Source organism: Agrobacterium tumefaciens str. B6, from assembly GCF_001541315.1.
Classification (GTDB): domain Bacteria; phylum Pseudomonadota; class Alphaproteobacteria; order Rhizobiales; family Rhizobiaceae; genus Agrobacterium; species Agrobacterium radiobacter.
This window is the reverse complement of sequence record NZ_LMVK01000008.1, coordinates 1-23,424: the sequence shown is the minus strand read 5'-3', so window position 1 is coordinate 23,424 and position 23,424 is coordinate 1. Positions and strand designations below refer to the sequence as shown.

At 57.0% G+C, this 23,424-nt stretch carries 24 protein-coding genes and 1 pseudogene; 15 read left to right on the top strand and 10 right to left on the bottom strand.

Going from position 1 to position 23,424, the window contains the following annotated elements:
- Positions 1 to 472: 472 nt before the first annotated feature.
- The 5 genes from ASB65_RS07870 to ASB65_RS07850 are packed head-to-tail and all read left to right on the top strand — an operon-like array spanning position 473 to position 4,555.
- Positions 473 to 1,258: an ABC transporter ATP-binding protein gene (locus ASB65_RS07870; RefSeq protein ID WP_198927600.1), complete on the top strand. Its 786-nt coding sequence runs from the start codon at positions 473 to 475 to the stop codon at positions 1,256 to 1,258.
- Positions 1,258 to 2,022 carry an ABC transporter permease gene (locus ASB65_RS07865; RefSeq protein WP_060723555.1) on the top strand — a complete coding sequence of 255 codons (765 nt, stop codon included), beginning with the start codon at positions 1,258 to 1,260 and terminating at the stop codon, positions 2,020 to 2,022. The genes ASB65_RS07870 and ASB65_RS07865 overlap by 1 nt, the downstream gene beginning before the upstream one ends.
- Positions 2,019 to 2,786: a nucleoside phosphorylase gene (locus ASB65_RS07860; protein WP_060723554.1), complete on the top strand. Its 768-nt coding sequence runs from the start codon at positions 2,019 to 2,021 to the stop codon at positions 2,784 to 2,786. The genes ASB65_RS07865 and ASB65_RS07860 overlap by 4 nt, the downstream gene beginning before the upstream one ends.
- A gap of 18 nt (positions 2,787 to 2,804) precedes the next feature.
- A complete protein-coding gene (locus tag ASB65_RS07855; RefSeq protein ID WP_060723553.1) occupies positions 2,805 to 3,809 on the top strand; it encodes an ABC transporter substrate-binding protein in 1,005 nt (334 codons plus the stop codon).
- Between the two features lie 2 nt (positions 3,810 to 3,811).
- Positions 3,812 to 4,555, top strand: a complete 744-nt coding sequence (locus ASB65_RS07850; RefSeq protein WP_060723552.1) for an ABC transporter permease — start codon at positions 3,812 to 3,814, stop codon at positions 4,553 to 4,555.
- Between the two features lie 396 nt (positions 4,556 to 4,951).
- Here the strand turns inward: ASB65_RS07850 and ASB65_RS07845 are convergent, their stop codons facing one another.
- Positions 4,952 to 5,962 carry a hypothetical protein gene (locus ASB65_RS07845; protein WP_060723551.1) on the bottom strand — a complete coding sequence of 337 codons (1,011 nt, stop codon included), beginning with the start codon at positions 5,960 to 5,962 and terminating at the stop codon, positions 4,952 to 4,954.
- A gap of 273 nt (positions 5,963 to 6,235) precedes the next feature.
- On the opposite strand from ASB65_RS07845, the gene ASB65_RS07840 reads away from it, so the two are divergent.
- Positions 6,236 to 7,468, top strand: a complete 1,233-nt coding sequence (locus tag ASB65_RS07840; RefSeq protein ID WP_060723550.1) for an MFS transporter — start codon at positions 6,236 to 6,238, stop codon at positions 7,466 to 7,468.
- Positions 7,461 to 8,147: a dTMP kinase gene (gene tmk / locus ASB65_RS07835; protein WP_060723549.1), complete on the top strand. Its 687-nt coding sequence runs from the start codon at positions 7,461 to 7,463 to the stop codon at positions 8,145 to 8,147. Before ASB65_RS07840 ends, tmk begins: the two co-directional genes overlap by 8 nt.
- A 298-nt stretch (positions 8,148 to 8,445) precedes the next feature.
- On the opposite strand, the gene ASB65_RS07830 is transcribed toward tmk, so the two are convergent.
- Together ASB65_RS07830 and ASB65_RS07825 are read right to left on the bottom strand one after the other, a co-directional pair.
- Positions 8,446 to 9,732, bottom strand: a complete 1,287-nt coding sequence (locus ASB65_RS07830) for a PLP-dependent aminotransferase family protein (protein WP_060723548.1) — start codon at positions 9,730 to 9,732, stop codon at positions 8,446 to 8,448.
- 14 nt (positions 9,733 to 9,746) lie between these two features.
- Positions 9,747 to 10,913 (bottom strand): ATP-grasp domain-containing protein, encoded by a 1,167-nt coding sequence (locus ASB65_RS07825; RefSeq protein ID WP_065694995.1) that lies wholly within the window; start codon positions 10,911 to 10,913, stop codon positions 9,747 to 9,749.
- A 393-nt stretch (positions 10,914 to 11,306) separates the two neighbouring features.
- Between ASB65_RS07825 and pyrF (ASB65_RS07820) the strand changes: the two genes are divergently transcribed.
- From pyrF (ASB65_RS07820) to pyrF (ASB65_RS07785), 7 genes are read left to right on the top strand one after another with little or no spacing between them, the layout of a single operon-like run.
- A complete protein-coding gene (pyrF, locus tag ASB65_RS07820; RefSeq protein WP_060723546.1) occupies positions 11,307 to 12,164 on the top strand; it encodes an orotidine-5'-phosphate decarboxylase in 858 nt (285 codons plus the stop codon).
- Positions 12,164 to 12,718, top strand: coding sequence for an NUDIX hydrolase (locus tag ASB65_RS07815; RefSeq protein WP_060723545.1), 555 nt, complete (start codon positions 12,164 to 12,166; stop codon positions 12,716 to 12,718). Before pyrF (ASB65_RS07820) ends, ASB65_RS07815 begins: the two co-directional genes overlap by 1 nt.
- A gap of 1 nt (position 12,719) precedes the next feature.
- Entirely contained in the window at positions 12,720 to 13,946 is a 1,227-nt protein-coding gene (locus ASB65_RS27155; protein WP_080868774.1) for an aminotransferase class III-fold pyridoxal phosphate-dependent enzyme, read from the top strand.
- Between the two features lie 54 nt (positions 13,947 to 14,000).
- Positions 14,001 to 14,936, top strand: coding sequence for a radical SAM protein (locus ASB65_RS07800; protein WP_060723542.1), 936 nt, complete (start codon positions 14,001 to 14,003; stop codon positions 14,934 to 14,936).
- On the top strand, positions 14,920 to 16,044 hold the full coding sequence (locus tag ASB65_RS07795; RefSeq protein ID WP_060723541.1) for an aminotransferase class V-fold PLP-dependent enzyme: 1,125 nt from the start codon (positions 14,920 to 14,922) through the stop codon (positions 16,042 to 16,044). Before ASB65_RS07800 ends, ASB65_RS07795 begins: the two co-directional genes overlap by 17 nt.
- Complete coding sequence (locus ASB65_RS28490) at positions 16,041 to 16,346, top strand: hypothetical protein (RefSeq protein WP_060723540.1); 306 nt, start codon at positions 16,041 to 16,043, stop codon at positions 16,344 to 16,346. The genes ASB65_RS07795 and ASB65_RS28490 overlap by 4 nt, the downstream gene beginning before the upstream one ends.
- Positions 16,346 to 16,999 (top strand): orotidine-5'-phosphate decarboxylase, encoded by a 654-nt coding sequence (pyrF, locus tag ASB65_RS07785; RefSeq protein ID WP_060723539.1) that lies wholly within the window; start codon positions 16,346 to 16,348, stop codon positions 16,997 to 16,999. The genes ASB65_RS28490 and pyrF (ASB65_RS07785) overlap by 1 nt, the downstream gene beginning before the upstream one ends.
- 194 nt (positions 17,000 to 17,193) lie before the next feature.
- Here the strand turns inward: pyrF (ASB65_RS07785) and ASB65_RS07780 are convergent, their stop codons facing one another.
- From ASB65_RS07780 to ASB65_RS07765, 4 genes are all read right to left on the bottom strand, one after another.
- The gene (locus ASB65_RS07780) at positions 17,194 to 18,102 is read right to left on the bottom strand and encodes a helix-turn-helix domain-containing protein (protein WP_060723538.1); all 909 of its coding nucleotides are present in this window, start codon (positions 18,100 to 18,102) and stop codon (positions 17,194 to 17,196) included.
- A gap of 315 nt (positions 18,103 to 18,417) precedes the next feature.
- Positions 18,418 to 19,662: an MFS transporter gene (locus ASB65_RS07775; protein ID WP_139786544.1), complete on the bottom strand. Its 1,245-nt coding sequence runs from the start codon at positions 19,660 to 19,662 to the stop codon at positions 18,418 to 18,420.
- Between the two features lie 350 nt (positions 19,663 to 20,012).
- Positions 20,013 to 20,582: a pyridoxamine 5'-phosphate oxidase family protein gene (locus ASB65_RS07770; RefSeq protein ID WP_060723537.1), complete on the bottom strand. Its 570-nt coding sequence runs from the start codon at positions 20,580 to 20,582 to the stop codon at positions 20,013 to 20,015.
- Positions 20,583 to 20,617: 35 nt separating this feature from the next.
- Positions 20,618 to 21,589 (bottom strand): MBL fold metallo-hydrolase, encoded by a 972-nt coding sequence (locus ASB65_RS07765; RefSeq protein ID WP_060723536.1) that lies wholly within the window; start codon positions 21,587 to 21,589, stop codon positions 20,618 to 20,620.
- A gap of 124 nt (positions 21,590 to 21,713) precedes the next feature.
- Between ASB65_RS07765 and ASB65_RS07760 the strand changes: the two genes are divergently transcribed.
- Entirely contained in the window at positions 21,714 to 22,610 is an 897-nt protein-coding gene (locus ASB65_RS07760; RefSeq protein ID WP_060723535.1) for a LysR family transcriptional regulator, read from the top strand.
- A gap of 68 nt (positions 22,611 to 22,678) precedes the next feature.
- Here ASB65_RS07760 and ASB65_RS07755 read toward each other — a convergent pair whose 3' ends face one another.
- The 3 genes and pseudogenes from ASB65_RS07755 to ASB65_RS27150 form a co-directional block, all read right to left on the bottom strand.
- Complete coding sequence (locus ASB65_RS07755; protein WP_060723534.1) at positions 22,679 to 23,053, bottom strand: VOC family protein; 375 nt, start codon at positions 23,051 to 23,053, stop codon at positions 22,679 to 22,681.
- A 3-nt stretch (positions 23,054 to 23,056) separates the two neighbouring features.
- Positions 23,057 to 23,296, bottom strand: a pseudogene (locus ASB65_RS28110) (helix-turn-helix domain-containing protein); the annotation flags it as partial.
- A 23-nt stretch (positions 23,297 to 23,319) separates the two neighbouring features.
- Positions 23,320 to 23,424 (bottom strand): transposase domain-containing protein (locus ASB65_RS27150; RefSeq protein WP_155643904.1); only part of this gene is annotated, 105 nt, incomplete at its 5' end.

Here is a 23,424-nt window from a genome sequence, read left to right as displayed (position 1 = left end):
CCGGGAAAAGACGGGCGGCCCTCCAGCGGCTAAGTCCGCTGTTGAGGCAAGCATCGACAGAGAGGAAAGTACGCAGACGGAACGGCATCGCGCGACCGAAACTCAGATCAGCGTCGAGCGATAAGGCGATAAAGTGTCATGGGCACTCCTGCGTTCAAAAACAGAACATATGTCCTCAACGCCCGAACAGTCAATACAATTCTCAAAATTGAGATTTATCGCATTAATAATCAGACAAAGGTGCGCCTCCAGGCGACTTCAGTGCAAATCCACCGAGAGTGAAGTGCTGTCTGGCCTGTCGGCACCGAAATCATTTTGGCCAAAATCATGACATTGATACACGTCTCATCTTTGAGAACATCGCTTGCTTTGTGAAACTTTTTGTGAAACCTTTCCATTTGCGCGAGGAAAACTGACAGACAGGGCCGTCGGGGCGACGCCGGTTTCTTGTTTCGGGATACGGAGATTCAGGGTGACGCAATCCGGGCCGATGATCGATATCGCAGGCATTCACAAGACGTTTGTCGCTGACCACGGGACGGTGACTGCGCTGGAGCCGCTAACCATTGACATCAGGCCAGGCGAATTCATCTCGATCGTTGGGCCTTCAGGCTGCGGGAAATCGACGCTCCTCCGCCTGATTTCCGGTCTTGACCACCCAAGCGGCGGCACCATGAGGCTCGACACTGCCGGCCATAAGCGCCCGGTAGGCTTCGTTTTTCAGGAACCGGTTCTTCTTCCCTGGAAAACGACCCTCGAAAACGTCCGGTTTCCCCTCGACACTGCAGGCGTTTCGCGCGCTGCGGCGGACAGGATTGCACGCGATCTGATCAAAATGGTGGGCCTTTCCGGCTTCGAGGGCGCTTTGCCCCGCGAGCTATCGGGTGGAATGCGTCAGCGCGCGGCAATCGCCCGTTCGCTATCGGATGATCCGCCGATCCTGTTGATGGACGAGCCGTTCTCCGCGGTCGATCTGCTGACACGAGACACGCTGAACGACGAACTGCTGCGGATCTGGCAGGCGACCGGAAAAACAATCCTGCTGGTTACCCACAGCGTCGAAGAAGCCGTCTATCTCGCTGACCGGGTAATGGTGATGACCGCGCGCCCGGGCAAGCTGAAATTTATCCATGAGGTCGATCTCGCGCGACCGCGCGGCGAAGAAACGAAACTCGACCCCGCCTACCACTCACTCGTCGCCCGGCTCCGCCGCGATTTGCGTACGCCTGGCGAAACCCGTGACGGAGAGCCGCATTAATGGCCAGGCACGTCACCGCCTGCATTGACTATGTCCTGTCACTGGCAGCGCTGCTTGCACTCTGGTGGCTTGCTACTGGTCCGATGGCAATGCCTGCCTATCTTCTGCCCTCTCCGGCGCGCACCTGGGGTGCACTGGTCGCCATTGCGATCAACGGTGATCTCTTGCTGCATCTCGGCTTCACCGTCCAGAACATCGTACTCGGGCTCTTCCTGGGCCTGATCGCCGGTATCGCCCTGGCCTACGCGATGACACGTTTTCCGAAACTTGCGGTCTGGCTGGACGGCCCGCTCGTTATCCTTCAGACAGCACCTAAAATTGCGCTCGCGCCCCTCTTCATCGTGTGGTTCGGCTTTGGGGTTCTGTCCAAAATCATCCTTATTTTCTCGCTTGTGTTTTTCCCGGTCTTTATTGGCGCTCTGTCAGGGTTCCGCACGCTCGATCCAAAAATGAGGGACCTTGCGACACTTCTGGGTCTCGGCAAAATCCAGCGGTTTGTGCAGATCGAATTTCCGTCGGCCCTGCCGGAGATTTTCGTCGGCCTGAAGATCGGCGCGGTACAGGCGCTGGTCGGTGCGGTGCTGGCCGAGTGGATGTCGGGAAAGCTCGGACTTGGATACCTGATGACCTATGCCGCCGCTACCTACAAGACGCCGCTGCTCTTTGCTGCCGTTCTGCTGACCGTCGCACTCGGTCTTGTGATGCATGTCGTCTTGTCCTCGCTGGAAAACCGGCTTCTCTCGTGGAAGGGGACAAGGAAATGACAAGCGCCGCCTTTCCCTGGAACAACGGCAGGCCACCGCATCTGCCTTGTGGACCCGGCGACATTGCAGAGAATGTTCTGACACCTGGCGATCCGGACCGTGTCCGCTTACTCGCCGACATGATGGAGGACGTCACCGATTTCGGTCGCAAGCGCGAGTTTGCCGTCATAACAGGCACGTACGAAGGCCGGAGACTGACCATATGCTCCACCGGCATTGGCGGCCCCTCGACTGAAATCGCACTGGTGGAACTTGCCATGCTCGGCGCCAGAAAGGTCGTGCGTATCGGAGGCATGTCGGCGCTGGTGGCGCAACATGTGCCCGGCTCTTTCATTGCCGTAGACCGGGCGATCGGCGATACAGGCTCCGCGCGCACGTACCGTATGGCGGGCGGCGAGGCCAAGGCGTCGTCGCGTCTCGTCACTGGCCTGGTCGATGCTGCCTGCGAACTTGGCATCACCTGTCGCACTGGCACGGTTGCGTCGACTGACAGCTATTATCTGGGCCAGGACCGCCGTTACCGGCCTGTCGACGACGGTCGGGACGTGTGTGGAAATTTCGTCGGCCACTTCCAGGATCTGGGTGCGATTGGCGTCGAAATGGAAAGCGAGATCCTTTTGACGGTCGGAAGTGCAATCGGACTCGAAACCGGTTGCCTCCTCGGAATTCACGGAAATCGCGCCACAGATGAATGGCTCGACGATTACGAGCCTACCCAGCGAAATCTTCTGCGCATAGCAGGGCGCGCTTTCTCCAGACCGTAAACAACCGAGGGTCAAACGATGTTCAAAATTTCCAGCACGGCCGCGGCCGGTCTTATTGCTGTTTTTATTTCTCCACTTGTTGCCATGACGGCGAGCGCTGCCGACAAGGTGATCCTGCAGATCGACGGTGCTGCCGCACCGTTTTACGCCCCCCTTTACGCGGGCGTCGAGAACGGAATTTTCGAAAAGAACGGCATCAAGGTGGAATTCATTTACGCCGCTGCGGCTGACATTCTCACCAACATTGCTGCCGGGAATGTCGATTTTGGCTTTCCGAACGGTGATGCGGTCGTTGCCGCTGCGGCTAACGGTCTGCCGGTCAAGGTGATCCACACCACTTATCAGCGTGGTATCGGCGCGCTGTTGGCGAAGGAAGAAAGCGGTATCAGATCTTACAGGGACCTGAAAGGCAAGAGGGTTGCCGTGACCAGCCTTGCCAGCCCGAACTACCTCCAGCTTCAGGTTGGCTTGCAACGCGCCGGTCTGACACTTGACGACGTCGAAGTCGAAGTCGTGGCGACAGGGGCGATCATCCAGTCGCTACAGGCTGATCAGGTCGATGCCATAGTCTTTTCTGAACTGCGCAAATACAATCTGGAGGCCGACGGCACCAAGGTCAGCATGATACTGTCCAACGACTTCCTGCCCTCCTTCGGCAACGTGGTGGTTACGAGCGACAGGAAACTTTCGGAAAACGCCGATCTTGCCAGGCGCTTTACCACCGCAATCACCCAGTCGTACCAATGGGTAATAGACGGCCATGTGTCTGAGGCAATTGATATCGCGCTTGAAAAATACGCCCCAACCTGGCCCAGGGAACAAAAGCCCATTTTGACCACAGCGTTTGAACAGACTTTCGTGCCCTCCGTCTGGCAGAGCACCCTTACGAGAGAAAAGGGTCTTGGCGCGGCTGACATGGCGGGCTGGCAGAAGAATGCCGACATCCTGGCGCAATACAAGGTGATCGACAGCCCCCCCAAAGCCGCCAATTTCGTCATCGACCCCTATACGATCGGTCAATAAGAATGCTTCTACGTGGCGTGGCGGGTCTGACCGCAACTTTCTTCCTTTGGACAGCGATCATCTATCTCTTCGACGTGCCGGCGTTTCTTTTGCCCGAGCCTGTGGACGTGTTCCACAGATTTGGTTTCCTGTACAAAAACGCCAGCCTCGGGCGGCATATATGGGTGACATTGTCTGAAATTATCGCGGGGTTCACGCTCGGCACGCTTGCCGGCGTCTGTGCCGGCGCAGTCTTTGTCCGACTGCCCCGGCTCGAGCGTCTTGCCACGCCACTCGTTCTGCTCCTGCAGACAGCGCCAAAAATCGCGATCGCACCGCTTTTACTTCTGTGGCTGGGCATCGGGCCGGCACCGAAGATCGTTCTGATTGCGATCGTCACGTTCTTTCCGGTCATGTCCGGCATGATGACCGGCCTGCGCTACGGCGAAAGCAGCTTTCGCGACCTCGCAACGGTGCTCAGGTTAAGTCCGTGGCAGCGGTTCCGCCACATTGAATTGCCAACTGCATTACCGTCGGCCCTCGCAGGCATGGCAGTCGCCACAACGCTTGCAATGACGGCAGCTGTCATCGGCGAATTGATTGGCGCAAATGAAGGGATCGGCCATCTTCTGTCATCCGGTCAGGAAAACAGTGACACACCCGTTGTAATCGGTATGGTCATCCTTCTGTCCCTGATTGGCTGGGCCTTTTATGAGACAGTCGAATTGATCAGACGCCGCCTGGTTGGCAGGTTTCAATCATCCTGAGGAACAGATTGTTCCGCCATCTTCCGTCGCCTGTCAATGAATGCCCGGATGTAACCGGGGTCCGCGAAATGACGCCATTGTTGACGTATATGCGCGTGTGGACATTCAATTGAAAGCGGATAGGACGATCCTGCTGGCATCACCACACACGGTCCTCCGCTCGGGTCTCTCGCATCCACATCAATCCCGCCATTCCCGGAGTCATACAGAAGCCGCCTGGAACAGCAGCCTGGCGATGTGGCCAACCCACTGCACCGCTGGAACCCGATGGCGACGACGTTTCTACAGGCTCCTGGACCTTAATGCTGATCGCACACTGATGTAGCAACCCGCGTGTTGGCTTGTTGCTATAACGCCTTTTTCTGATCGCCGCCGTTCATGGGACCTTGTTGCCAGTTATACGTCCTGGACGAGGAATTCCCGCACCGAACGTGTGCCGGCATTGAAAAGCAGCCGGCGGAATTCAAACTCCAGGATCGTCTGAGGATCGTGGAAGGGTTCTCGCATGAATTCCTCCTGCGTCAGGCGCAGGGCTTCCTCAGCTGAGTAGAAGATATCGCTGCTGGCGTTTAGCAGTGCAGTATTCGCCTCATAGATTCTGGTCATCAGTTCACAGGCTGCCAGCACCGCTGCCTTTCTGTCGGGCATTGTGCTGCCGGCGGAACCGTACCAGGCAATAACTTCCTGACCCAACGGACGCAACGGTTCCGGCAGGCGCTTCAGGTTTTGCATAACCCATTTGGGCTTGGCGTTGGTACTCCCCGCGAGATGGCAAAGTCCGGCCGCCTGATCCATCAAAAACATGGTACAGACAAGGAGGCTGGTATCGAAGTCGCCGGAGCCCCAAGTCCCCATCAGATCTTTGAATTCGGGGTAGCCACCGGTCCGATTACGGTATTGGACGAAGGAGAGTTTCTCCCAAAAGTCCGAAGGAAACAGTTGCCCGAATTCGCTGCTGCCCGTGACTGTGACGCCTACCTGCATCTTGTGTAGCGCATCTTCCGACGAAAGTGGAAGCTTTTTGCGCAAGGTCTTCGTTCCACGACGTGCCAGTTGGTACAGTGACAGAACATCGTCCTTCATCGCCTCGACCTCGGCGCGAGTATAATATTCGACGTCAAAAGCCATGCCATCTTCACGAATATAGTCAACGAAAGTGCGCAGTCCGCCATTCTGTTCAATGAAGAAGCTGTGGTCGCCCGTGTGCCGGACCGGCGGAAGCGCGTCGCATATGACGTAGACGTCGATGTCAGAGTGCTTGTTCCCGATACCCTCCACAAGGGTCCCTGATAAAATGACGATATCGCCATCAGCTGGCCGACAGCGATCCAGTATTTCATCGCGATCTATGCGCAGGTGACCGTCCAGGAAGGAAAATGTCGATGGCGAGGCTGGCATAAGATTCATTTGGCACCTGCTTGGTCTACGAACACGACTAATGTATCATTATTTATACGTTTCTCATTGTCAATAGAGCCTTAGCACCCAAAAATTCGGGTGCGAGCGACGTGGGCGCATCACAAGAAGCCGGACAAAGCAGAAATTTTAGCCATTTTTCTCAAATAATCACCAAAACCAACGCGGATTGGGCGCATCCTTCGCCTTGGTATTGCAACACCTCAAAATTGATGTTGCGCGAACAATTTCTGTAAGATATCAATTTTGAGATTTTTCCACAATATGAGGAACCATGTGTCTCTAATTTCCCGCTATTTTACAGCGATAACGCTTGCTGGAATAACCCGGGGCCTATGGGTGGTTACCCTTGGGTGGTCATCGGCGCAGGTCGGGGGGTCGGTTGCGCTCGTGGGCATCGCATTTCTGGTTGGTCATCTCATGAACGTAGTACTGGCGCCGAGCGTGGGGGCCCTGATCGACCGGCGGAGTCGAAAACGACTGGCAATATTTGGACAGACGTTGTTCGGGTGCGCCATGGCAACGCCGTCGTTTGCACATTTACTGGGTTATGAGCCACGCTATGCGATGATCCTTCTCATAGCCGCCTGCATTGCCGCAGCGGGGCTCCTTCAGGGCGGAGCGCTCGACGCTATACAAAAGTCCATCGTCGGCACGGGCGACATCAAGCGAACCAACGCTATCGCCAACGGCCTGCGGCAGGGATCAATGATTGCGGGAGCAGGCCTTGGGGGTGGCGCTCTGATGTTGCTGCCGGTTCATGCGGGCTTCATCATTGGCTCCGCTCTTTGCGCTCTCGTCGTAGCCTGCCTGCTCGGTCTGCCGGACGCACGCCCACCGGCGAGTGCCCGGAAGGGCTATGTGGCGCAGATACGGGAAGGCTATCGGTTTTTCGTGCGCGAGCCAGAACTTGGCCGACTGGCTCTGCTGATCGGACTGAGCACCTCTATCGGTCAGTTGTCGAATGTAATGCTACCGCTCCTGGTGCAACACGAACTTGACGGCGGCAGCGAGCTATATGGGCTGATAGACGCACTTTGGTCGGTCGGCGGCATCGCGGCTGCGGCTTGTGTCGCGCGTTCGCTGAAAAGGACCAGTCTGGGCGGTTTCGAGTATCTTTCCATTGTCGCCCTGGGACTTTTTACCGCCACCATATCGTTTTCACTGAACTCCATTTCGGTCGCGGGTTTGTATCTTCTGATGGGCTTTGCGTTCTCGTTCTCGAAGATCCTGTGTGACGGCCGAATGATCGAGCTGGCTGATATGGAATCGATCGGCAGGGTCCGCACACATACCCAAGCGGTCACCAGCGCCTTCGGACTGATAGTGTTTTCAATGCCGGCACTGACGGGGGTGGAAAGCGTGCACACCCATTATGTCTCCTGGGGCCTGGGTGTCGCCGTGATTGCAGCAGCAATTTATCTCACGACCACCTTCACCCGCCCCGGCGGCGCTGCCCTTGGGCAGGCAACCACAGAAAGAGACCCACATGACTGAAACTCGTTCCTTCACCTGGGCGCAAACAGGCTGGCCTGGAAGGTTAATCACAGTCGAGGGCTTCGACGGAGCCGGCAAAACAACCCAGATCGAACTCCTGCAAAGGCGGTTCGTTGAACTCGGCCATGATGTCGTCCTGACACGCCAGCCGTCTGACTGGTATCGCCAGAGCGAACTGGTCCAGCAATTCCTGAACAATGGCGGCACGCCCGAAACCGTACGTGCACTCGCTTTGTTTGCGGCAGCCGACAGGATTCAGCACTGCAGCAACGTCATATTGCCTGCACTTGCCCGTGGGCAGACCGTCATAAGCGACCGCTATGTATTCTCTTCTGTCGCCTTCTTTTGGAGCAGGGGGATCGACCCCGGGTTCATTCTTGCGATCAATCAGGGGATTCCCCGGCCGGATTGTGCGATCTATCTCGACGTCAAGGCGGAGATTGTAAGGGAACGGCTGCTGGCCCGAGATGGCGAAAAGCTGAAGCTCGAAGAAAACTCAATCGAAACCATCAACCGGGTTATGGAAAACTTCAGGAGCCTGGCACCTGAGCTGAACATCGTGGCGGCACAAGCAGAAAGGGAAGAGGTGTTTCGTCAGGTATGGCAGCTGGCGGCACCCGCTTCCGGCCTGACGACAAGACGAAAGATGCCTGCCGAAGCTGCCGGACCGCGCCTTTGAAGCGCTTCCCGTAAAACGGCATCTTCATTCCCGCGCTCGCCTGCCAGAACCGAGGCGTCCGGCCCCGGTTTCTCCTGAACCGACGGTATCGGACGAGCAGCGACCTCATCTGGAGAAACGGCAGAAAGCCGACAAGGTGTGACCTCCAGGCCTTCGCATCCCGGTCGCTCCTTGCCGGCCCGGGTTTCTGTCCCGTCGTCGTCTGAACCCGGGACAGTACAACTCTCAATCATCAAAAATCCCGACAATTGCCAGGCCGTGAATGCCTCGCCTGCACCGCAAGCCTTAAAAGCTCTTCTCAGAGACCGGAAACGGGTATCACTTCCGGCGGCATGATTGAATCGGGGCTTGCCATTTCGTGGGTGATCAGGCGGCCCAGTCTTTTGATGCCTTCCCGCGCACGCTCCCGTGGGCAGGAGGTGAAGCAAAGGCGAAGCGTATTTCGGCCCGAACCATCGGGATGGAAGGGACGCCCAGGAACAAAAGCAACGCCTTCGAGGGTAATCGCCTTTGCAAGCAGAGCATTGGCATCGAGACCGTCCGGAAGCGTCAGCCAGACGAACATGCCGCCTTCAGGTTTCTGCCAGTTGACATTTTCAGGCATGTATTGCTCGAGCGCACTGATCAGATTGTCGCGCCTTAGCCGGTAGGCATTCCGCGAGGCAAGCACACACTCGTCAAACATTTCAGCGGCAACGCGGTGCATTACCATCTGGTTGATGGTCGAACTGTTGAGGTCGCTTGACTGCTTCAACAACACCAGCTTCTGGATGAGGGGGCTCGCAGCACAGATCCAGCCGATCCGCATGCCGGGTGTCATTGTCTTTGAGAAACTGCCGCAATAGACGACAAGAGAGTTTTCGATCGAGCCACATTCCTCGATATCGAGCTGCATCATTGAAGGAAGCGCGCTTCCTTCGTATCGCAATGCGCTGTAGGCTGCATCCTCGATCAGCGGAATGTCATTATCGCGTGCAAGGGCAAGCAGCCGCCGCCGCGCACATGTTTCCATCGTTTCACCGGTCGGGTTCGAGAAGTCAGGATTGGCGTAGATGAGCTTCAAGGAGCTGGCGTCATAGACGCATGGGCCAGGGGACCCTGCAGATTCCCCTTTCGCTTCGAAAAAGCGATAGTGGGGTTCGTAAGCGTCGAAGATTTGCAGTGCACCGAGGTAGCTCGGCTTTGAGATCGCAACGGAGCTGCCTTTTTCGAGAAAGAGACGGGAAAGAAACTCGATGGCCTGCTGGGCGCCGGATGTAATCAGGATGTTGTCTGAACTGCAGATGACGCCCTGTCGGTGCATGAAGCCGGCGATCCAGCGTCGCAGCGGCAGATAACCTTCACTTGCGCAATATTGGAGGGAGACCTCCGGGCAGTCCCGAAGGTATTTCTGATAGCCGTCAAGAAACCGGGAAGAGGCAAAAAGATCAGCGTCGGGAAATCCACCCGCGAAGGAGATGACATCAGGTTTTCCCAGCAAGGCAAACAGATCCCGGATCTCCGACGCATGCATGTTCCTGGCTCTGCCCGCAAACCGCTTTTCCCAGGGTTGAGTGTGACGGGACATCGATTTTTCGTTCGTCATGAATTTCTCCCGGTTCAGGATGCGCTGGCCACGGGTACTGCGGTCACGTGACGGACAACTGCATGAATGACGTCCTCGCAGGACGACTGCTTGCGCACGATCCCGCAAAACGGCGAATGGACTTCACTATAGGAAGGAACATCCGGTCTGGAGGGGCGCGTATTGATCAGACACCGGACGAATTGGTCACCAAAGGTCTGCCTGACCGAGCCGCACTGGAGGTTTGCGCCATAAGGGAACAGAAACCACCCAAACATGTCTTCGACGCCCCTGCCGCGAATAATGTTTGCAGTTTCACCAAGCGCGCAACGCAGATCCGCATGGTGAAGATTGACTCCGGTCTTCAACTCGAAGGCTTCGGCGATATAGGCGCCACCAATGCGCCCTGCGAATTCCAGAAAATGTGGCTGACCATTGCCGTCGACAATCATTTCAAGGTGAAATCCTCCGTCGGAATAGTTGAGCAGACGGGACAGCTCTATTACAGCCGTGCTCGCCCATTCAGGATTTTCGACTTGCGTTGAGCCAAGAGCTGAGCCAGCCGCGTAGGAAAAACACGTGTTGACGTATTTAGACGTTTGCAGGATATCCAGCTCTCCTCCTTGCAAAAGCCCATCGAGATGAAGGATGTCGCCCGGGATATATTCCTCGACGAGCCAGTCCGCCTCACGAAGGGGCTGAACGCGGGCATCAAGTTCTTTTCGTGAGCCGATCCAGATACCGTTGCTGGCTGCGTCAAGTCGCGGTTTGAGTACCAGCTTCTGATCGAGCGGTATCTGTCCACTCATGCGCTTGTATTTCGCAAGCGACCAGAACGCGGGCTGCCTGATGGTCGACCCGCAGACTGACATTCGCATTGTCAGTTTGTCGCGGATCGGGAGCACTTTTGCAACCGTGTCACCGGCAATATTGAACCGTTCACGGATTTGGGCGGCAAGAATGAGGTCGCGCTCGCCCCGGGCAATCAGGCAGTCGCAACTCGCGCATGCCTCCTCAACCGGCGACGGCAGAGAATCCGGATGAAGGTCGGATAGTTTGGCGGCGATGATTTTTGCTCGCGCATGCATCGGCCCGTCGAGGAACTGACCGATGTAGGTCACCTCATGGATATCATGGTCGATTACCTGATCGTACCGGATGCGCTCCGGATCAACCCGGTTGAGTATTACAATTTTGGCCAATTCCCGCTCCTGTTCTCTGCTCAAACACCGATCCAATTGCTTTTGAACGCCGCTTCAAAGTGGCTGCTCTCAGGTCTCCCGAATCCACGGAACAGGAATGGCGAAAGAGCCACGTTTCCTCCACGCCGTCGCACAACGGCGAACCCTGATCGTGAATTTTATGACATTAGTACATTTATTGAGACGCGCAAGATACTAAATTCCACGCGAACAGCACCAAAAACAAGGGTAATCGAAAAATAAAAGTTTCAATAATATATATATTTAACATTCACTTAGGTGGATAATTCGCTAGGGAAACACCGGGCGAGAAATTAAAAACGACAATTTTTAGCTTGAGTTTGATATGAAAATAATCTCATTATTAAGACGAAATGACGACAAAGGGTATTCATGTCATCCACCAGCTTTTCCGCGCGCTTTATGCAGACCGCCAAAAATGTGTCGCCACTCTGCGTCGGCTTCGACCCGTCAACCACGGTCCTTCAATCCTGGGGGCTTACGCCCGACGCAAAAGGCGCAGCGCAGCTCTGTCGCGTCCTTCTTGATGCACTTGACGGGTTGGCTGGTATCGTGAAGCCCCAGGTCGCGTTCTTCGAATCCTTTGGCCCCGAAGGCATGCAAGTGCTTTCTCGTTTCATACGCGACGCGAAGTCGCGGGACCTGCTGGTTATCGCTGATGCGAAGCGCGGAGACATCGGTTCGAGCATGGAAGCCTATGCGAGAGCCTGGCTTGGGCCCGAAAGCGCCTTCGGTGCCGACGCGGTCACCGCCAGCCCGTATCTGGGAACCTCGGCGCTATCGCCGCTATACCGGCAGGCGGCTTCGACGAAGACGGCCGTGTTTGTGGTGGTCCGTTCGTCCAATCCAGAAGGTACATCCATTCAAGCCGCCTTGACGCAGGGGCGCAGTGTTGCTCATGACGTCGCGACGTCGGTCACGGCCTGGAACGACGCACTGGAAAATGAGGCCACTATCGGGCCAGTTGGCGCAGTCGTCGGCGCCACGGGCGGAGCCGAAACTGCGACACTTCTGGATGCGCTGCCCCGATCCCTTTTCCTGTCCCCGGGTATTGGTGCCCAGGGAGCAACGATGCAGGACGCACATAAAATGTTCGGGTCGAGTGCATCACGGGTAATTCCTACGGTGTCCCGGTCAATTCTTTCAGCAGGGCCCGACCGGGATCGACTTCGCGAGACAATCGCCGACTTCGCCCGTTCAGCTCGCTTCCTGCAGGAGCAGGGGCGCTGATGCCCACACTTTTATCCTTCCCGGAACCCGCGGACATTGCCGAACTCGTTGTGGCCTGCTCACGGCGCGACATGAGTATAACCAATTTTGCAGTTGAAGGACTTGTTCTGAACGACGAAGGGCAAGCGGTTCTTATCAAGAGGGGACCGATGTGCCGCGACAATATTGGCCTCCTCGAAGGGATTGGGGGGCAATGCAACAACGCAGAGCGATTTCGCGACGCGTTGCATCGGGAAATCGAGGAAGAAGTTGGAACAGCGGCCGTAATTGAAATCGATCGATTTTCTCACGTGCGCCTCCAGCATGAACGGGAAGGAGCGCCGGGAACTGCCGCGAACTGGATTGTCGTCTCCTATATCTGCCGGTGGCGCTCCGGGCTCCTGACAGTTACCGAACCGACAAAGAATAGCGGCTTCCATCTGGTTGATCCGCGCGCATTCAGCGCCGCGGATCTCGCGCCTTCGGCAAGATTTTCGCTGGACATTTACCGCGCGTCCACCAGGCAAGCTTCGCCTGATGACGCAACAGGAGATCTACTCACATTGAGGGAGTGACATGGTAAGGCTTGCAACATCGGGTGTTTGTCAATTTTTTCTGTCAAACGGGGAGGAGATCCTCTTTAGGGAGGGTAGTGGTGCGCTTGTCACAGACACCAAGGGCCGCAATTATTACGACTTTATCCTGGGTTTTGGGCCGGTAGTGCTGGGCCATGCGCGAGCTGATTTTACAAGTGTTCTCCAGCAGAAGGTCGCTGGCGCAATACACTTCCCGGGTTATGCCGAGCAACACGTCGATTTTCTTGAAACCTTTCTGCCTGACGCCTATCAAAACCACAGCGTCGGCTATTTCAAGCACTCCTCTGACGCCATGACCGCAGCCGCGAGGCTGGCGTGCAAGCAGACCGGCCGTAAAGGTCTGATCCGCTGCGGCTATATAGGCTGGCACGACGCACAGATCGGCAACAGTCCACGATGGCACGAGCGGCTTTCATCACCCCACCGAAGTGAAATCCGCCCCAATTCTTTCACTCGCGGGATGAGCGAGAGCGAACCCGTGGTCAACTGGATTGACCTGCAGATTGACAGCCTGCGGCAGATTCTTGACGATACGCCCGATACCTATGCTGCGCTGTTATTTGACGCCTACCAGTTGTCATTGATGTCGCCGGCACATCTCTCCGAGGCGATTGCCCTCTGCCGCGAACGTGGCGTTCAAGTCGTGGCGGACGAAACAAAAACCGCAGGACGGGTCTCACCCATGGGAGCGCTCGCCGCAGTGGGTCTTGACGCGGATTACGTCGTGCTTGGCAAGGCAATCGGAAACGGTGCACCGATCTCCTTGCTCGTCGGCCCGCCATCCATGTCCATCGATTACCTCGAAGCCAAGATCAGCGGTACCTATTGCAAGGAGCTTCTGGGCGTCTTCGCCGCCTCGGCGACGCATCAACTCATGAGCACGCTGCACGGGTATTCGACGTTTAAAGAAATTTCCGAGCGCTTCGTCGATGTATTCTCCAGCGCTGCGGCAGACGTTGGCCTTGGCGATCAGATCAATATCGAACTGATACTCGGGGGATCGCTCTTTGAATTACGCTTCAGCGAAGGCGTAGAAAACAATCTCGGCCTGCGGGCGAAGATACCACGCATCTTTGCCGATCACGGCATATTGCTCCTTCAGGGGCACCCATCCTTCTTCTGTCTTTCTCACGCGGAGATTGACTGGTCCGACCTGTCCGCACGTATCGAGCGGGCTCTGAGGGCGTCTTTGCCACTATTCGCCTGATCCATGAACTGCTTGCAGACCGCCAGTCGGTCATCTGCCTCGTAGGAGTTGCGAATGCCTTTGCCAGACCACATCCATTTTCTCAATCAGGGCGATGAGCCGGGCGACCGGGTGTTCATCAATATCACGACACGCGGCTGCGGTAGCGGTTGTTCCTATTGCTACATCATCTCGCCAGCGGGATCCCAGGTGTTCATCGAAGATGCTGCACTTTCAGACAGCGCCGAAGCCTTGCTTCAGTCCCCTTACTTCCGGCCAGGCCGCAATGGTACGATCGTCTCGCTCTGCCCGGATTCCGAACCGTTCAAGAACGAACGATCGACAGAGAAGGTCCTTTGTGTACTGCGCGCTGTGCTCTCGCTTGGCAATCCGGTACAGATCCCGACGAAGGAAATGGTTCCGGAGGCCGCGCTGGAGGTGATCAGCACCCATGCCTACCCTAATCAGGTCGTGCTCTTCACCTCTTTCTCGTCACTCGCCAAGGCCGACAAAATCGAGCCAAGAGCTGCGCCTGTCACCGATCGAATTCGCAATTTCGCCCTGGCGCGCAAACACGGTGTGTTCGTGTGCATGTATCTGAAGCCATTCCTGCCTGCCACGCTGAAGGATCTGGATCATGTCCTCCGGATTCTGGAAGCCGAACGACCCGATGCGATCTGTGTCGGGATGCTCTACACAACGACGCAGCAGCAGGATTCCGCCTATACTCATCCTGTGCACGCCAGTCTCACCGCGCGCCCGCTGGACGACGATTTCAATACCTTTGTCGCCGCCGTAAAGGCACAGGGCCTCGTGCCGCTTTTCCATTCATCCGTGTGTGTCACCGCCTGGGCGCTGGATCGCATCCCTATGCCGCACATATGGAGGGAATATCCGGCGCTGTGCGTCAACTGCCGCAACTGTGAGCGTGATCTCCAGGAGCGTTTTTCACAGTCAGCTGTTCCCTCCTTCACCTTTCCGCAGCCGGTGTATCATGTCAGTTTACCTTAACAACGCCACCACAGGATATCCAAAAGCCATCTCTGCGGTACAGGCCTATTCCGCGGCACTGCAATCGATACCGTCGGACGTGCGTCACAGCGCTGAGCCGCAAATCGAGCTGGTACGGGCGCGCATCGCCTCGCTGTTAGGTGTGGACCATACGCATCTTTTTTTCCTCTCGGATGCGACGCTGGCGCTTAATGCTGTGATCCGGGGATATGTCGGTCCGGGAGACCATTGTGTCACCGACAACCGGTCGCACAATGCGGTTCTGAGGACACTCAACGGAATGCCGGGTCTCAGTTGGCAGGTTGCCCGGATTCATGATCTTCACGAGGAACCCGACTTTTTCTTCCTCGACGTCATTGACGAGCCAAAACTGGTCTGCCTGACCCACACCAGTAATGTCACCGGTTCTGTCTATGATGTGACGACGCTCATCAAACGCATCCGTTCGCGATTTCCGAAAGCGGCGGTGCTGGTGGATGCGTCACAATCGGTCGGCTTTTGCCCCATTGACGATCTGGATGACGCGGACTTCATCGTATTTCCGGCTCACAAGCATCTGCATTCAATGCCTGGTGCGGCCGTGCTTGTAGCACGCCGCAGGCTTGTTCCGTTTATTCTTGGCGGTACCGGCAGCAACTCCGCTGAACTCGCGCTCGGCGATACTGGCGGGAATTTCTTGGAGGTGGGCACACCGAATTTACCGGCGATACTTGCACTGGGCGCAGCACTTGAAGAGCAGAATGAGGGGGCTCACGACATTCGTCGCCGGATCGAAAACCTCACCGAGATGCTGTGGAGTGGACTTCTGTCGGTTCCCGGGATCGAGCCTCTTGGACGGCGGCCCTATCAGAGGCGTTCAGGCGTCGTCGCCTGCAAGCTGCCGGGTTCACCGGAAGCTGACTGGATCCCCTTTCTGCGCAGCCAGGACATAATCGCCAGGGGAGGGCTCCACTGTGCCCCGACAATTCACGAAGAACTAGGATTGGGAAACATCGGCACCCTGCGCTTCAGCATCAGCCGGTTCACTCGTGAAGACGAGATCCGTAGCGCTGTAGAGGCCGTCCAGGTATTTGCAGACTTTGTCGCAGGGGAGACGATTCGGCCATGACGCTATATCGATCCGATCGCCTTGTCATCGAAGAGCCACGCCCCTGCGCGGAGGAGCCCGACCGTATCCACCTCGTAGGCCATCTAAGGTCGACGACACTCGACGAGATCGCCGCCCTCCTGCTTGAAGATCGCTGGCGAACCTTGCGACTGAGGCAGCCCGCCGCGCTGGTTGCGCACGGCCCGGACGGAGAACTGCTGACGCTGAACGCGGAATGCGAATTCTCCCTATCCCGGCTGATCGACGCGCAATCCGGCCTTGCTTTTTTTCACGATCTGATCACGAGAATGGAGTTGCAATAATGAGCAAGTTTCTTGGCGTAAAACGCACCGGTCTTATATTTGCGGCGGATCTGCCCTCTTTTGACGAGAATGCCCGCGTACTCGACGTCATCAGTGAATATGTCGACGTTATCAAGGTCTGTAACCCTCTGGTAATGCGTGAGGGCGCTGCAACGATCGGCAAACTGGCGGACCGTTACGGGAAGCCCGTCTTTGCTGACCTCAAGGTCGCTGACGTTCCGCATACGAGTGCGCAGATTGTAAAAATCGTGGCGGACAATGGCGGTTCAGCCGTAATGGTGCATGGCTTTGTCGGCCCTGACGGGATTTCGGAATGCATGGAGGCCGCCGGCGATAAGGTGGGTATCATTGTCCAGCTGGAACTGACGAATCCGGGTGGGAAACTATTTACTGCTCCAATTGCCAACGACATGGCCCGTCTTGCTGCTGACATGGGGGTTTACGGCACCCAGGCACCTGGCAACAGACCCAACAGGATCGCAGAAATCAGAGACATTATCGGTCCTGACGCGGTCATCGTTTGCTGCGGCGTCGGAGCCCAGGGCGGCAAGCACAACGAGGTTATGCAAGCCGGAGGCACCTATTCCATCGTCGGGCGCGCGATTTATAACGCCGAGGATCCCGTCCAGGCAGCCGCGGCTGTGCTGAACTGACCCCGGGGGCCGTCTCAATTTGTGGACGGCCTCTCCCTTGACTGGGCACCCCAGCAGTTGCGGAACCTGCTCCACAGACCATCAGCCGTCGGAGAAGCACTCCTATATATCTTCTTCAACAAATTCCCGTGTTGCAAGACGCAGGAAACTGCGCGGTTCTGACGTCATCGAAAACCCCAACGTTTTACTCGACCCTACTGGTCGTCATCCACACCGTATTTCGCTATCAGACTATCAATGAAGTCCGCAGCTTCGGTCGCTTTCAGTGCCTGCTCCCACATCTGACGTGAGATATCCTCATGCAGTCGTACTCCATCCTGGGAGCTGGTTATCAGACCGACGCCGACGCGAATATTTGGCTGCTCTCCCAAACGGAACGGACTGATGGCCAGCACCGAGTGATCGGCCTGACGAAAAATCTGGAAGCTTGTGGAAGGGACCGATTGCGGAAGGATACCCAGTTGGACACCCAGTGGTTGCTTTCGAAACAGGCTGCTTATGTGGCGTACTTCCCGGCATGCCATGACACGGCGACGCCTCTGAACGTCTTCCGGCAAATCCTGGCGACCAACCAGACCATGGAGGAGAAAACGCTCGAGATCTGAAGAGGCAATCAGGCTTACGAGCAAGGGCCGGCGCAATCGGTAGTTTTTCTTCCGTCCCTTTAACGTATCGATCAACCGGCGGATCGCATCTTCGGTTGCGTCATCCATGGGAGCTGTATCGAGAAAGACCTCCTGAAGCATCTCGTCGTACACTTCGGATGTCAGGAGATAAGAGATCGGACCAAAGAAACCAATGATCTGCTCGCTTTTCTCCTCGAGCTGACGCATGCGTTCAAAGAAGGAGCCAGCGGTGTCAATGTATTCAATGTCAACGCCAAGGAGGCTCTGGATAGAAACACCCAGAACCTTGGTAATGCTGATGAGGAGCTCGATCTTGAGAATCTCCCCTTTTTCCGCGCGATAAAGGGCGGCACGAGAAATGCCAAGACGTTTCGCCATTTCCTCCGGGGAAAGACCGTGACCGATACGATAGGCCTGCAATCGCGCACCAATCTCGTCGATCCGAATTACATCGTCATATGCAGTTTCGTCAGTCATCCTGATGCCGCCGCCAACTTTCAAAGACTAATACATGAGCGATACCGTTCGCATACCAGAAGGATCGGAGCAACATGCCACAATGCCTGCACGGTATTTATACAAATCTAAACTTCTAGACCCCCGGGCAAAATACCGTGAAGCGATCATCCGATGCGACGACCGTGGAGCCTGTCAGTTATGGGCAGGCGGGAATTACGCCGCGAAAAATCAATATCTTCCTGACAACGCCGCATGGGCGGCGTCAGTCACGTTCACCCTGCCGCATTCTGCGGCAGGGCCTCGAATTTACATGGGTTGCTGCCCGCTCAATCGTCAGGAAAGCTCACGTCCGCGCCGTTCCGGGATCAGGAACCACATGGCTACCATGTCGAGAATGTATAGCGTCGCCAACAGCGCAATCGCCAGTTCAAACCCGTAGAACGACGCAATAGTGCCAACCACGACGGGGCCAAATCCACCAACGCCGCGTCCGACATTAAAGAGGACGTTTTGTGCGGTAGCGCGGGCCGGGGTCGGAAAAAGCTCGCTGATAAGGGCACCGTAACCGCCAAGCATTCCGTTGACGAAGAATCCCATAACTGCGCCTGCCACCAGCAATTCATATGGGTCCGTCAGTTGCGAGTAGATCACGACCATAACCGCGGCCATGAACATGTACCCGAAGAAGGCAGGACGACGACCGATCCGGTCTGCAATGTGACCAAACATGAAAATGCCCAATGCCATCCCCGCAATCGTTACGGTCGTCCAGATCGCCGATTGTGTCAGCGCAAAGCCAAACCGAGTAGCAAGGTAGTTCGGGAGCCAGATCATCACGCCGTAATAGCCGAAATTCTGAACCGAGCAGAGAATAGCCATCCCGATACTGAGTTTTGTAGTGTCCCAGTCTTCCACCAGGAGTCGCAGCGAGGATTTCGTAGATTTTCTGGCTTTGTTTGCGACAAAAACCTCGGGCTCGTGCAGGGAGTTCCGGATGAAGTAGGCGACGACAGCCGGGAAAATCCCGATCGCGAACATTCCTCGCCACCCGATCACAGGCAAGAGCATTGGTGTCACAATCGCCGCTGCCAGGACACCGAGTTGCCACCCCAGGCCAACATAGGATGACGCCCTGGCGCGCTTGTTTGCTGGCCAGGCCTCGGCCACCAGAGCCATCCCGATGCCGAACTCACCGCCAAGGCCGAGGCCGGCCATCGTACGGTAGAAAAGAAGGTCCCAATAGCCCTGTGCAAGGGCACAAAGTCCGGTGAAAACGGCAAAAAGCACGATCGTCCAGGTCAGAACCTTAACGCGCCCCAGTCTGTCGGACAGCATGCCGAACAGAACGCCCCCGATAACGGCACCGATAAGCGTCGCGGTGACGAGCGATGCCGCCTGCCCCTGGCTCAGGGAGAGGTCGCTCGAAATTGCTTTCAACATAAAACCGAGGATCAGCAGATCGAACCCGTCCATCGCATAACCGATGGCGGCGCCCAGCATCGCCTTCTTTGCCTTTCCATCTACTTCACTCGGGCTCGATGAGGTCACTTCCTCACGATACGCGGTGTCCATGGTCATTTTGTTCCCCTTTTTGACCTAACGACGAAAAGAAGAATAGACCACACCACTGTCTCAATCGTCAACATTAATCTCAGTATTTAGACATTCACTTAAAAACGCCTCCGGCCGAGACACGCATGACCGATCTTCAATGTCGCACGAGGCACCAATGTGCCCCCTGGATGTCCAGGCAAGGGCACAGAATTCCGGTTCGGATCAAAGGCTGTAGCATAAACTCGGGATACCCAATGAGTCCGATCCTGACCAGATCGCCCCTTCGCACGGCGGGATGGACGATGCAGGTTATGTCCAGCGCCCCTTCGGCTCGATAAAGTCCCGAAGCCCTGAAAACGGGGTAGCAACCCTGTTCACTCCATTCGCCAACGCTTCAGCTCGGCAAGTGTAAAGCGCGGCGTTATATGCTGGGGGCAGTTCCAGTCGAATGCCTCCACGGCGATGAGCACAAGACGTTCCACACGAGCGGGATAGTCGGGCAGGGTCAGCCTCTCTGCCAGCAACGGATCATCTCCTGCGTCGATGATCCGCATGCGGGCAAAGATTTTCAGGCGTTGCCGGTGCGCGTAGTCCATCAGGAACAGTGAGACGCGGTCACTCGCTGTTACATTGCCTGTCGTGATGTATTGCCGGTTACCGCGAAAATCCGCAAAACCCAGCAGCGTCGGGTCGAGAACGGTGAGGAAACCGGCCGGCCCGCCCCGATACTGGACGTAAGGCCAGCCCGTTTCCGAAACGCTGGCGAGATAAAAACCCTCACGCTCTTGAATGAAGGCTGTTTCTGCGGGACCGAGGCGCTGGCTCCGGGTCGTTTCATCGGCGCCACTACGCGCGGCAATCCGCGCCCATTGCTCCGCACTTCCATACTTATCCTGTGCGGCCGCGACGGAAGGAGTCGCGGCAATATCGAGATATTTGCTCATTTTCCATCTGCCTTTCCAGACGGCCGAAACCGGCCTCAGTCTTGCAAAGCCCAGTCCGCGACCTGCCAGCGGATTTGTCCCCGATCGACAACGACGTGACCCAATCCCGGGAACGGCATGTGCGTCGCGGCTATGAGCGTGCCTTCCGAAGCGGCGCGAGGAAAGAAGCGATCGCGCATCGCCTTGGCCGCTGCCCGGTCCTGTTCGAACAGAAAGAACACGTCGGTCGCTCCCGGATGTACGACCGGGAAGATCATGTCTGAAACCATGACGAGGCTCTTTCCCTCATCTTCCACCCGAACGCCGATGTGACCGGGTGTGTGGCCGGTCAGGTCGACAATCGAGACGCCACGCATAATTTCGCGCTCTCCGTCGATCGCCTGGAGTCCGGGGTAGAGACGCACGACCTCTTCTGCCATCTGAAAGCTGGTCTGGAGATAATCAGGCGCGCCGCTACGCTTGGCCGGGTCGGTCCAATGCTTGACGTCACGCCGGTCGATATAAACCTCCGCGTTCGGGTAGTTGTTCCTGCCGCCGGCGATCAGCCCGCCCATGTGGTCCTGGTGCATGTGGGTCACGATCACCGCATCAATCTGATCAAGCCGCAGACCAAGCCTGGCGAGGGCTTGCGGCAGGTTGCCGGTTTGCCCGATCGAGCCCGCTGCACCGGCATCAATCAGGATGCGGCGTTGGCCATCATCGACAAGATACTGATTAAACAGAAACCGCACTCCGCTTGGCCTGGCGATGAACTGGGCGGCAGCCGCCTGTTCTACCTGGGCCGGGTCACGCCCGGGAAAAAAGTTGTAGGGCATATCCGCATAACCATCCGTCAGCGCCGTCACCGTAAAGCGGCCGATGCGGATTTGCGCCAGCGGCGTTACGCTGGCCAGCGTCGCGACCGGTTCCGGTGTTGCGGCGACGGCCTGCGCGCTATGGATCAGTCCTCCCCCGAGGAGACCAAAAGGAAGCGCGCTGGCAAAGGCACGACGCGAAAGATTGGGCATGATGTCTTTCTCCTTAATGTGGCAACGAGGGAAGGTCCCCGACATCATGAAAGCTAGGATATCCAAAACCGATACGGTATCCTCCGATTTCAGGAGATTACCTCTCAATTTATGGAAGGATAGAATGGACCGGTTCGAAGCGATGTCAGTACTGCTTGCGGTGGTCGATGCCGGCAGCCTCTCGGCTGGTGCACGGCGATTGCAGGCGCCGCTCGCCACGGTCAGCCGCAAGGTCGCCGACCTCGAAAAACACCTTGGCGCACGTCTGGTGCTGCGTACCCGCCGCGGCCTGACCTTGACGGATGAAGGACGAAATTACGTCGCCGCGTCACGGCGTATCCTGGGGGAACTGGACGCGGCAGAGCGGCAGGCCAGCGGCGATTACGGCGCGCTGCGCGGAGGGCTCCATATGACCGCGCCGATTGCTTTCGGGGAGCGCCACGTTCTGCCTATAGTGCTGGAATTCCTGAAGGAGCAACCCGAAATCGACATGCGACTGACGCTGACGGACCGCCAGATAAGTCTGGCGGACGAACCCGTTGACGTCGCGCTGCGCATCGGTCATCTGGCCGACAGCGCGCTGATCGCAACACGTGTTGGTACAGTCCGCCGGGTCGTCTGCGCCAGCCCGGACTATATCACCCGGCGAGGAGTTCCGCTTGACCCGGACGACCTCACCCGGCACGACGGTATAAGTTTCCAGGGCTTCGCGACTGCGCCCGAAGTGCGTTACCGCCGCGACGGGGCCACCTTCAACGTCGAACCCCGCCCCAGGCTTGCGGTCAACACGACAGAGGCCGCAATTCAGGCAGCTGTGTCTGGCATTGGCATCATCCGGGTGCTCTCCTACCAGGTTGCCGATCAGCTACGTTCCGGCGCCCTGCAGGAAATTCTGACCGAGTTCGCACCTGAACCGCTGCCCGTTAATGTCATTCATGGGCCGGCCGACCCCTTATCGATGAAAGTGCGACGCTTTCTGGACTGGATCACGCCCCGCCTGCGCGAGCAAATGGCCCATTAAGTTCCCATCCGGACCCACCGCCGATTTGCTTCATTTCATGAAACCAACCGAGCGCGAGGCTGCCTGCCTCATGTCGTCGGAGGCGTCCGCGCGGTCAGTTTATTTCCATCAGGATCGCGAAGATATGCGACGAACGCCCCGTTCGGCCGCGCCGTCGGTGGGCTCTCGATTGCCACGCCGCCATGCGCGACGCCGGCGGCATGCCAGGCCAAAACATGATCGGGGGTTGCGGCCGCAATACCGATCGTTCCGCCGTTGGCAGCAGTCGCCGGCTTGCCGTCGATCGGTTTCGTTATCATGAGCCGCCCACCCTCATGGGCGTAGATCAGTCGGCCTCTCGCGTCTATCGCGCCGGGCTTGCCGCCCAGAGCGGTGAAGACGGCATCGTAGAATTTTCTGGCCCGCTCCAGGTCGTTGCTGCCGATCATGACGTGGGTGAACATGCTTTATCTCCTCTCAGGTGTCGCTGTATTTTCTGACGTCCAGCGGTCGAAATTTCCCAGATATCGGGCAGGCGATGTGCCAAGCGCTTTCTTGAACATGGTTATGAACGCAGACACGGATTGATATCCAAGATCCCCCGAAACCTGCTGCACCGTCGCCCCCGCTGCAAGGCTTCGAATTGCGACAATCACCTGCAATTGCTGTCGCCAGCGGCCGAAGGTCAGGCCCGTCTCGTTGTGAACAGTAAGCGGCAAGCTGAGACCGTTCAGCGCGTGTAATTCCACGGCATGAGTGCATCGAGATCGCTGCTGGGCCAACCATTGGCTATGCGCTCGAGTGTCTGGGTGAGCCAGGCCTGCGGAACGACATT

Excerpts from the sequence above, each read along its gene's own strand:
- ASB65_RS07770 (WP_060723537.1), bottom strand. The coding sequence starts at position 20,582 with ATGAGCAAATATCTCGATATTGCCGCGACTCCTTCCGTCGCGGCCGCA.
- ASB65_RS07780 (WP_060723538.1), bottom strand. The coding sequence starts at position 18,102 with ATGACTGACGAAACTGCATATGACGATGTAATTCGGATCGACGAGATT.
- ASB65_RS07850 (WP_060723552.1), top strand. The coding sequence starts at position 3,812 with ATGCTTCTACGTGGCGTGGCGGGTCTGACCGCAACTTTCTTCCTTTGG.
- ASB65_RS27155 (WP_080868774.1), top strand. The coding sequence starts at position 12,720 with ATGGTAAGGCTTGCAACATCGGGTGTTTGTCAATTTTTTCTGTCAAAC.
- ASB65_RS07845 (WP_060723551.1), bottom strand. The coding sequence starts at position 5,962 with ATGAATCTTATGCCAGCCTCGCCATCGACATTTTCCTTCCTGGACGGT.
- ASB65_RS07855 (WP_060723553.1), top strand. The coding sequence starts at position 2,805 with ATGTTCAAAATTTCCAGCACGGCCGCGGCCGGTCTTATTGCTGTTTTT.
- pyrF (WP_060723546.1), top strand. The coding sequence starts at position 11,307 with ATGTCATCCACCAGCTTTTCCGCGCGCTTTATGCAGACCGCCAAAAAT.
- ASB65_RS07860 (WP_060723554.1), top strand. The coding sequence starts at position 2,019 with ATGACAAGCGCCGCCTTTCCCTGGAACAACGGCAGGCCACCGCATCTG.
- ASB65_RS07800 (WP_060723542.1), top strand. The coding sequence starts at position 14,001 with ATGCCTTTGCCAGACCACATCCATTTTCTCAATCAGGGCGATGAGCCG.
- ASB65_RS07840 (WP_060723550.1), top strand. The coding sequence starts at position 6,236 with ATGAGGAACCATGTGTCTCTAATTTCCCGCTATTTTACAGCGATAACG.
- ASB65_RS07865 (WP_060723555.1), top strand. The coding sequence starts at position 1,258 with ATGGCCAGGCACGTCACCGCCTGCATTGACTATGTCCTGTCACTGGCA.
- pyrF (WP_060723539.1), top strand. The coding sequence starts at position 16,346 with ATGAGCAAGTTTCTTGGCGTAAAACGCACCGGTCTTATATTTGCGGCG.
- tmk (WP_060723549.1), top strand. The coding sequence starts at position 7,461 with ATGACTGAAACTCGTTCCTTCACCTGGGCGCAAACAGGCTGGCCTGGA.
- ASB65_RS07775 (WP_139786544.1), bottom strand. The coding sequence starts at position 19,662 with ATGACCATGGACACCGCGTATCGTGAGGAAGTGACCTCATCGAGCCCG.
- ASB65_RS07765 (WP_060723536.1), bottom strand. The coding sequence starts at position 21,589 with ATGCCCAATCTTTCGCGTCGTGCCTTTGCCAGCGCGCTTCCTTTTGGT.
- ASB65_RS28490 (WP_060723540.1), top strand. The coding sequence starts at position 16,041 with ATGACGCTATATCGATCCGATCGCCTTGTCATCGAAGAGCCACGCCCC.
- ASB65_RS07755 (WP_060723534.1), bottom strand. The coding sequence starts at position 23,053 with ATGTTCACCCACGTCATGATCGGCAGCAACGACCTGGAGCGGGCCAGA.
- ASB65_RS07815 (WP_060723545.1), top strand. The coding sequence starts at position 12,164 with ATGCCCACACTTTTATCCTTCCCGGAACCCGCGGACATTGCCGAACTC.
- ASB65_RS07830 (WP_060723548.1), bottom strand. The coding sequence starts at position 9,732 with ATGACGAACGAAAAATCGATGTCCCGTCACACTCAACCCTGGGAAAAG.
- ASB65_RS07795 (WP_060723541.1), top strand. The coding sequence starts at position 14,920 with ATGTCAGTTTACCTTAACAACGCCACCACAGGATATCCAAAAGCCATC.
- ASB65_RS07760 (WP_060723535.1), top strand. The coding sequence starts at position 21,714 with ATGGACCGGTTCGAAGCGATGTCAGTACTGCTTGCGGTGGTCGATGCC.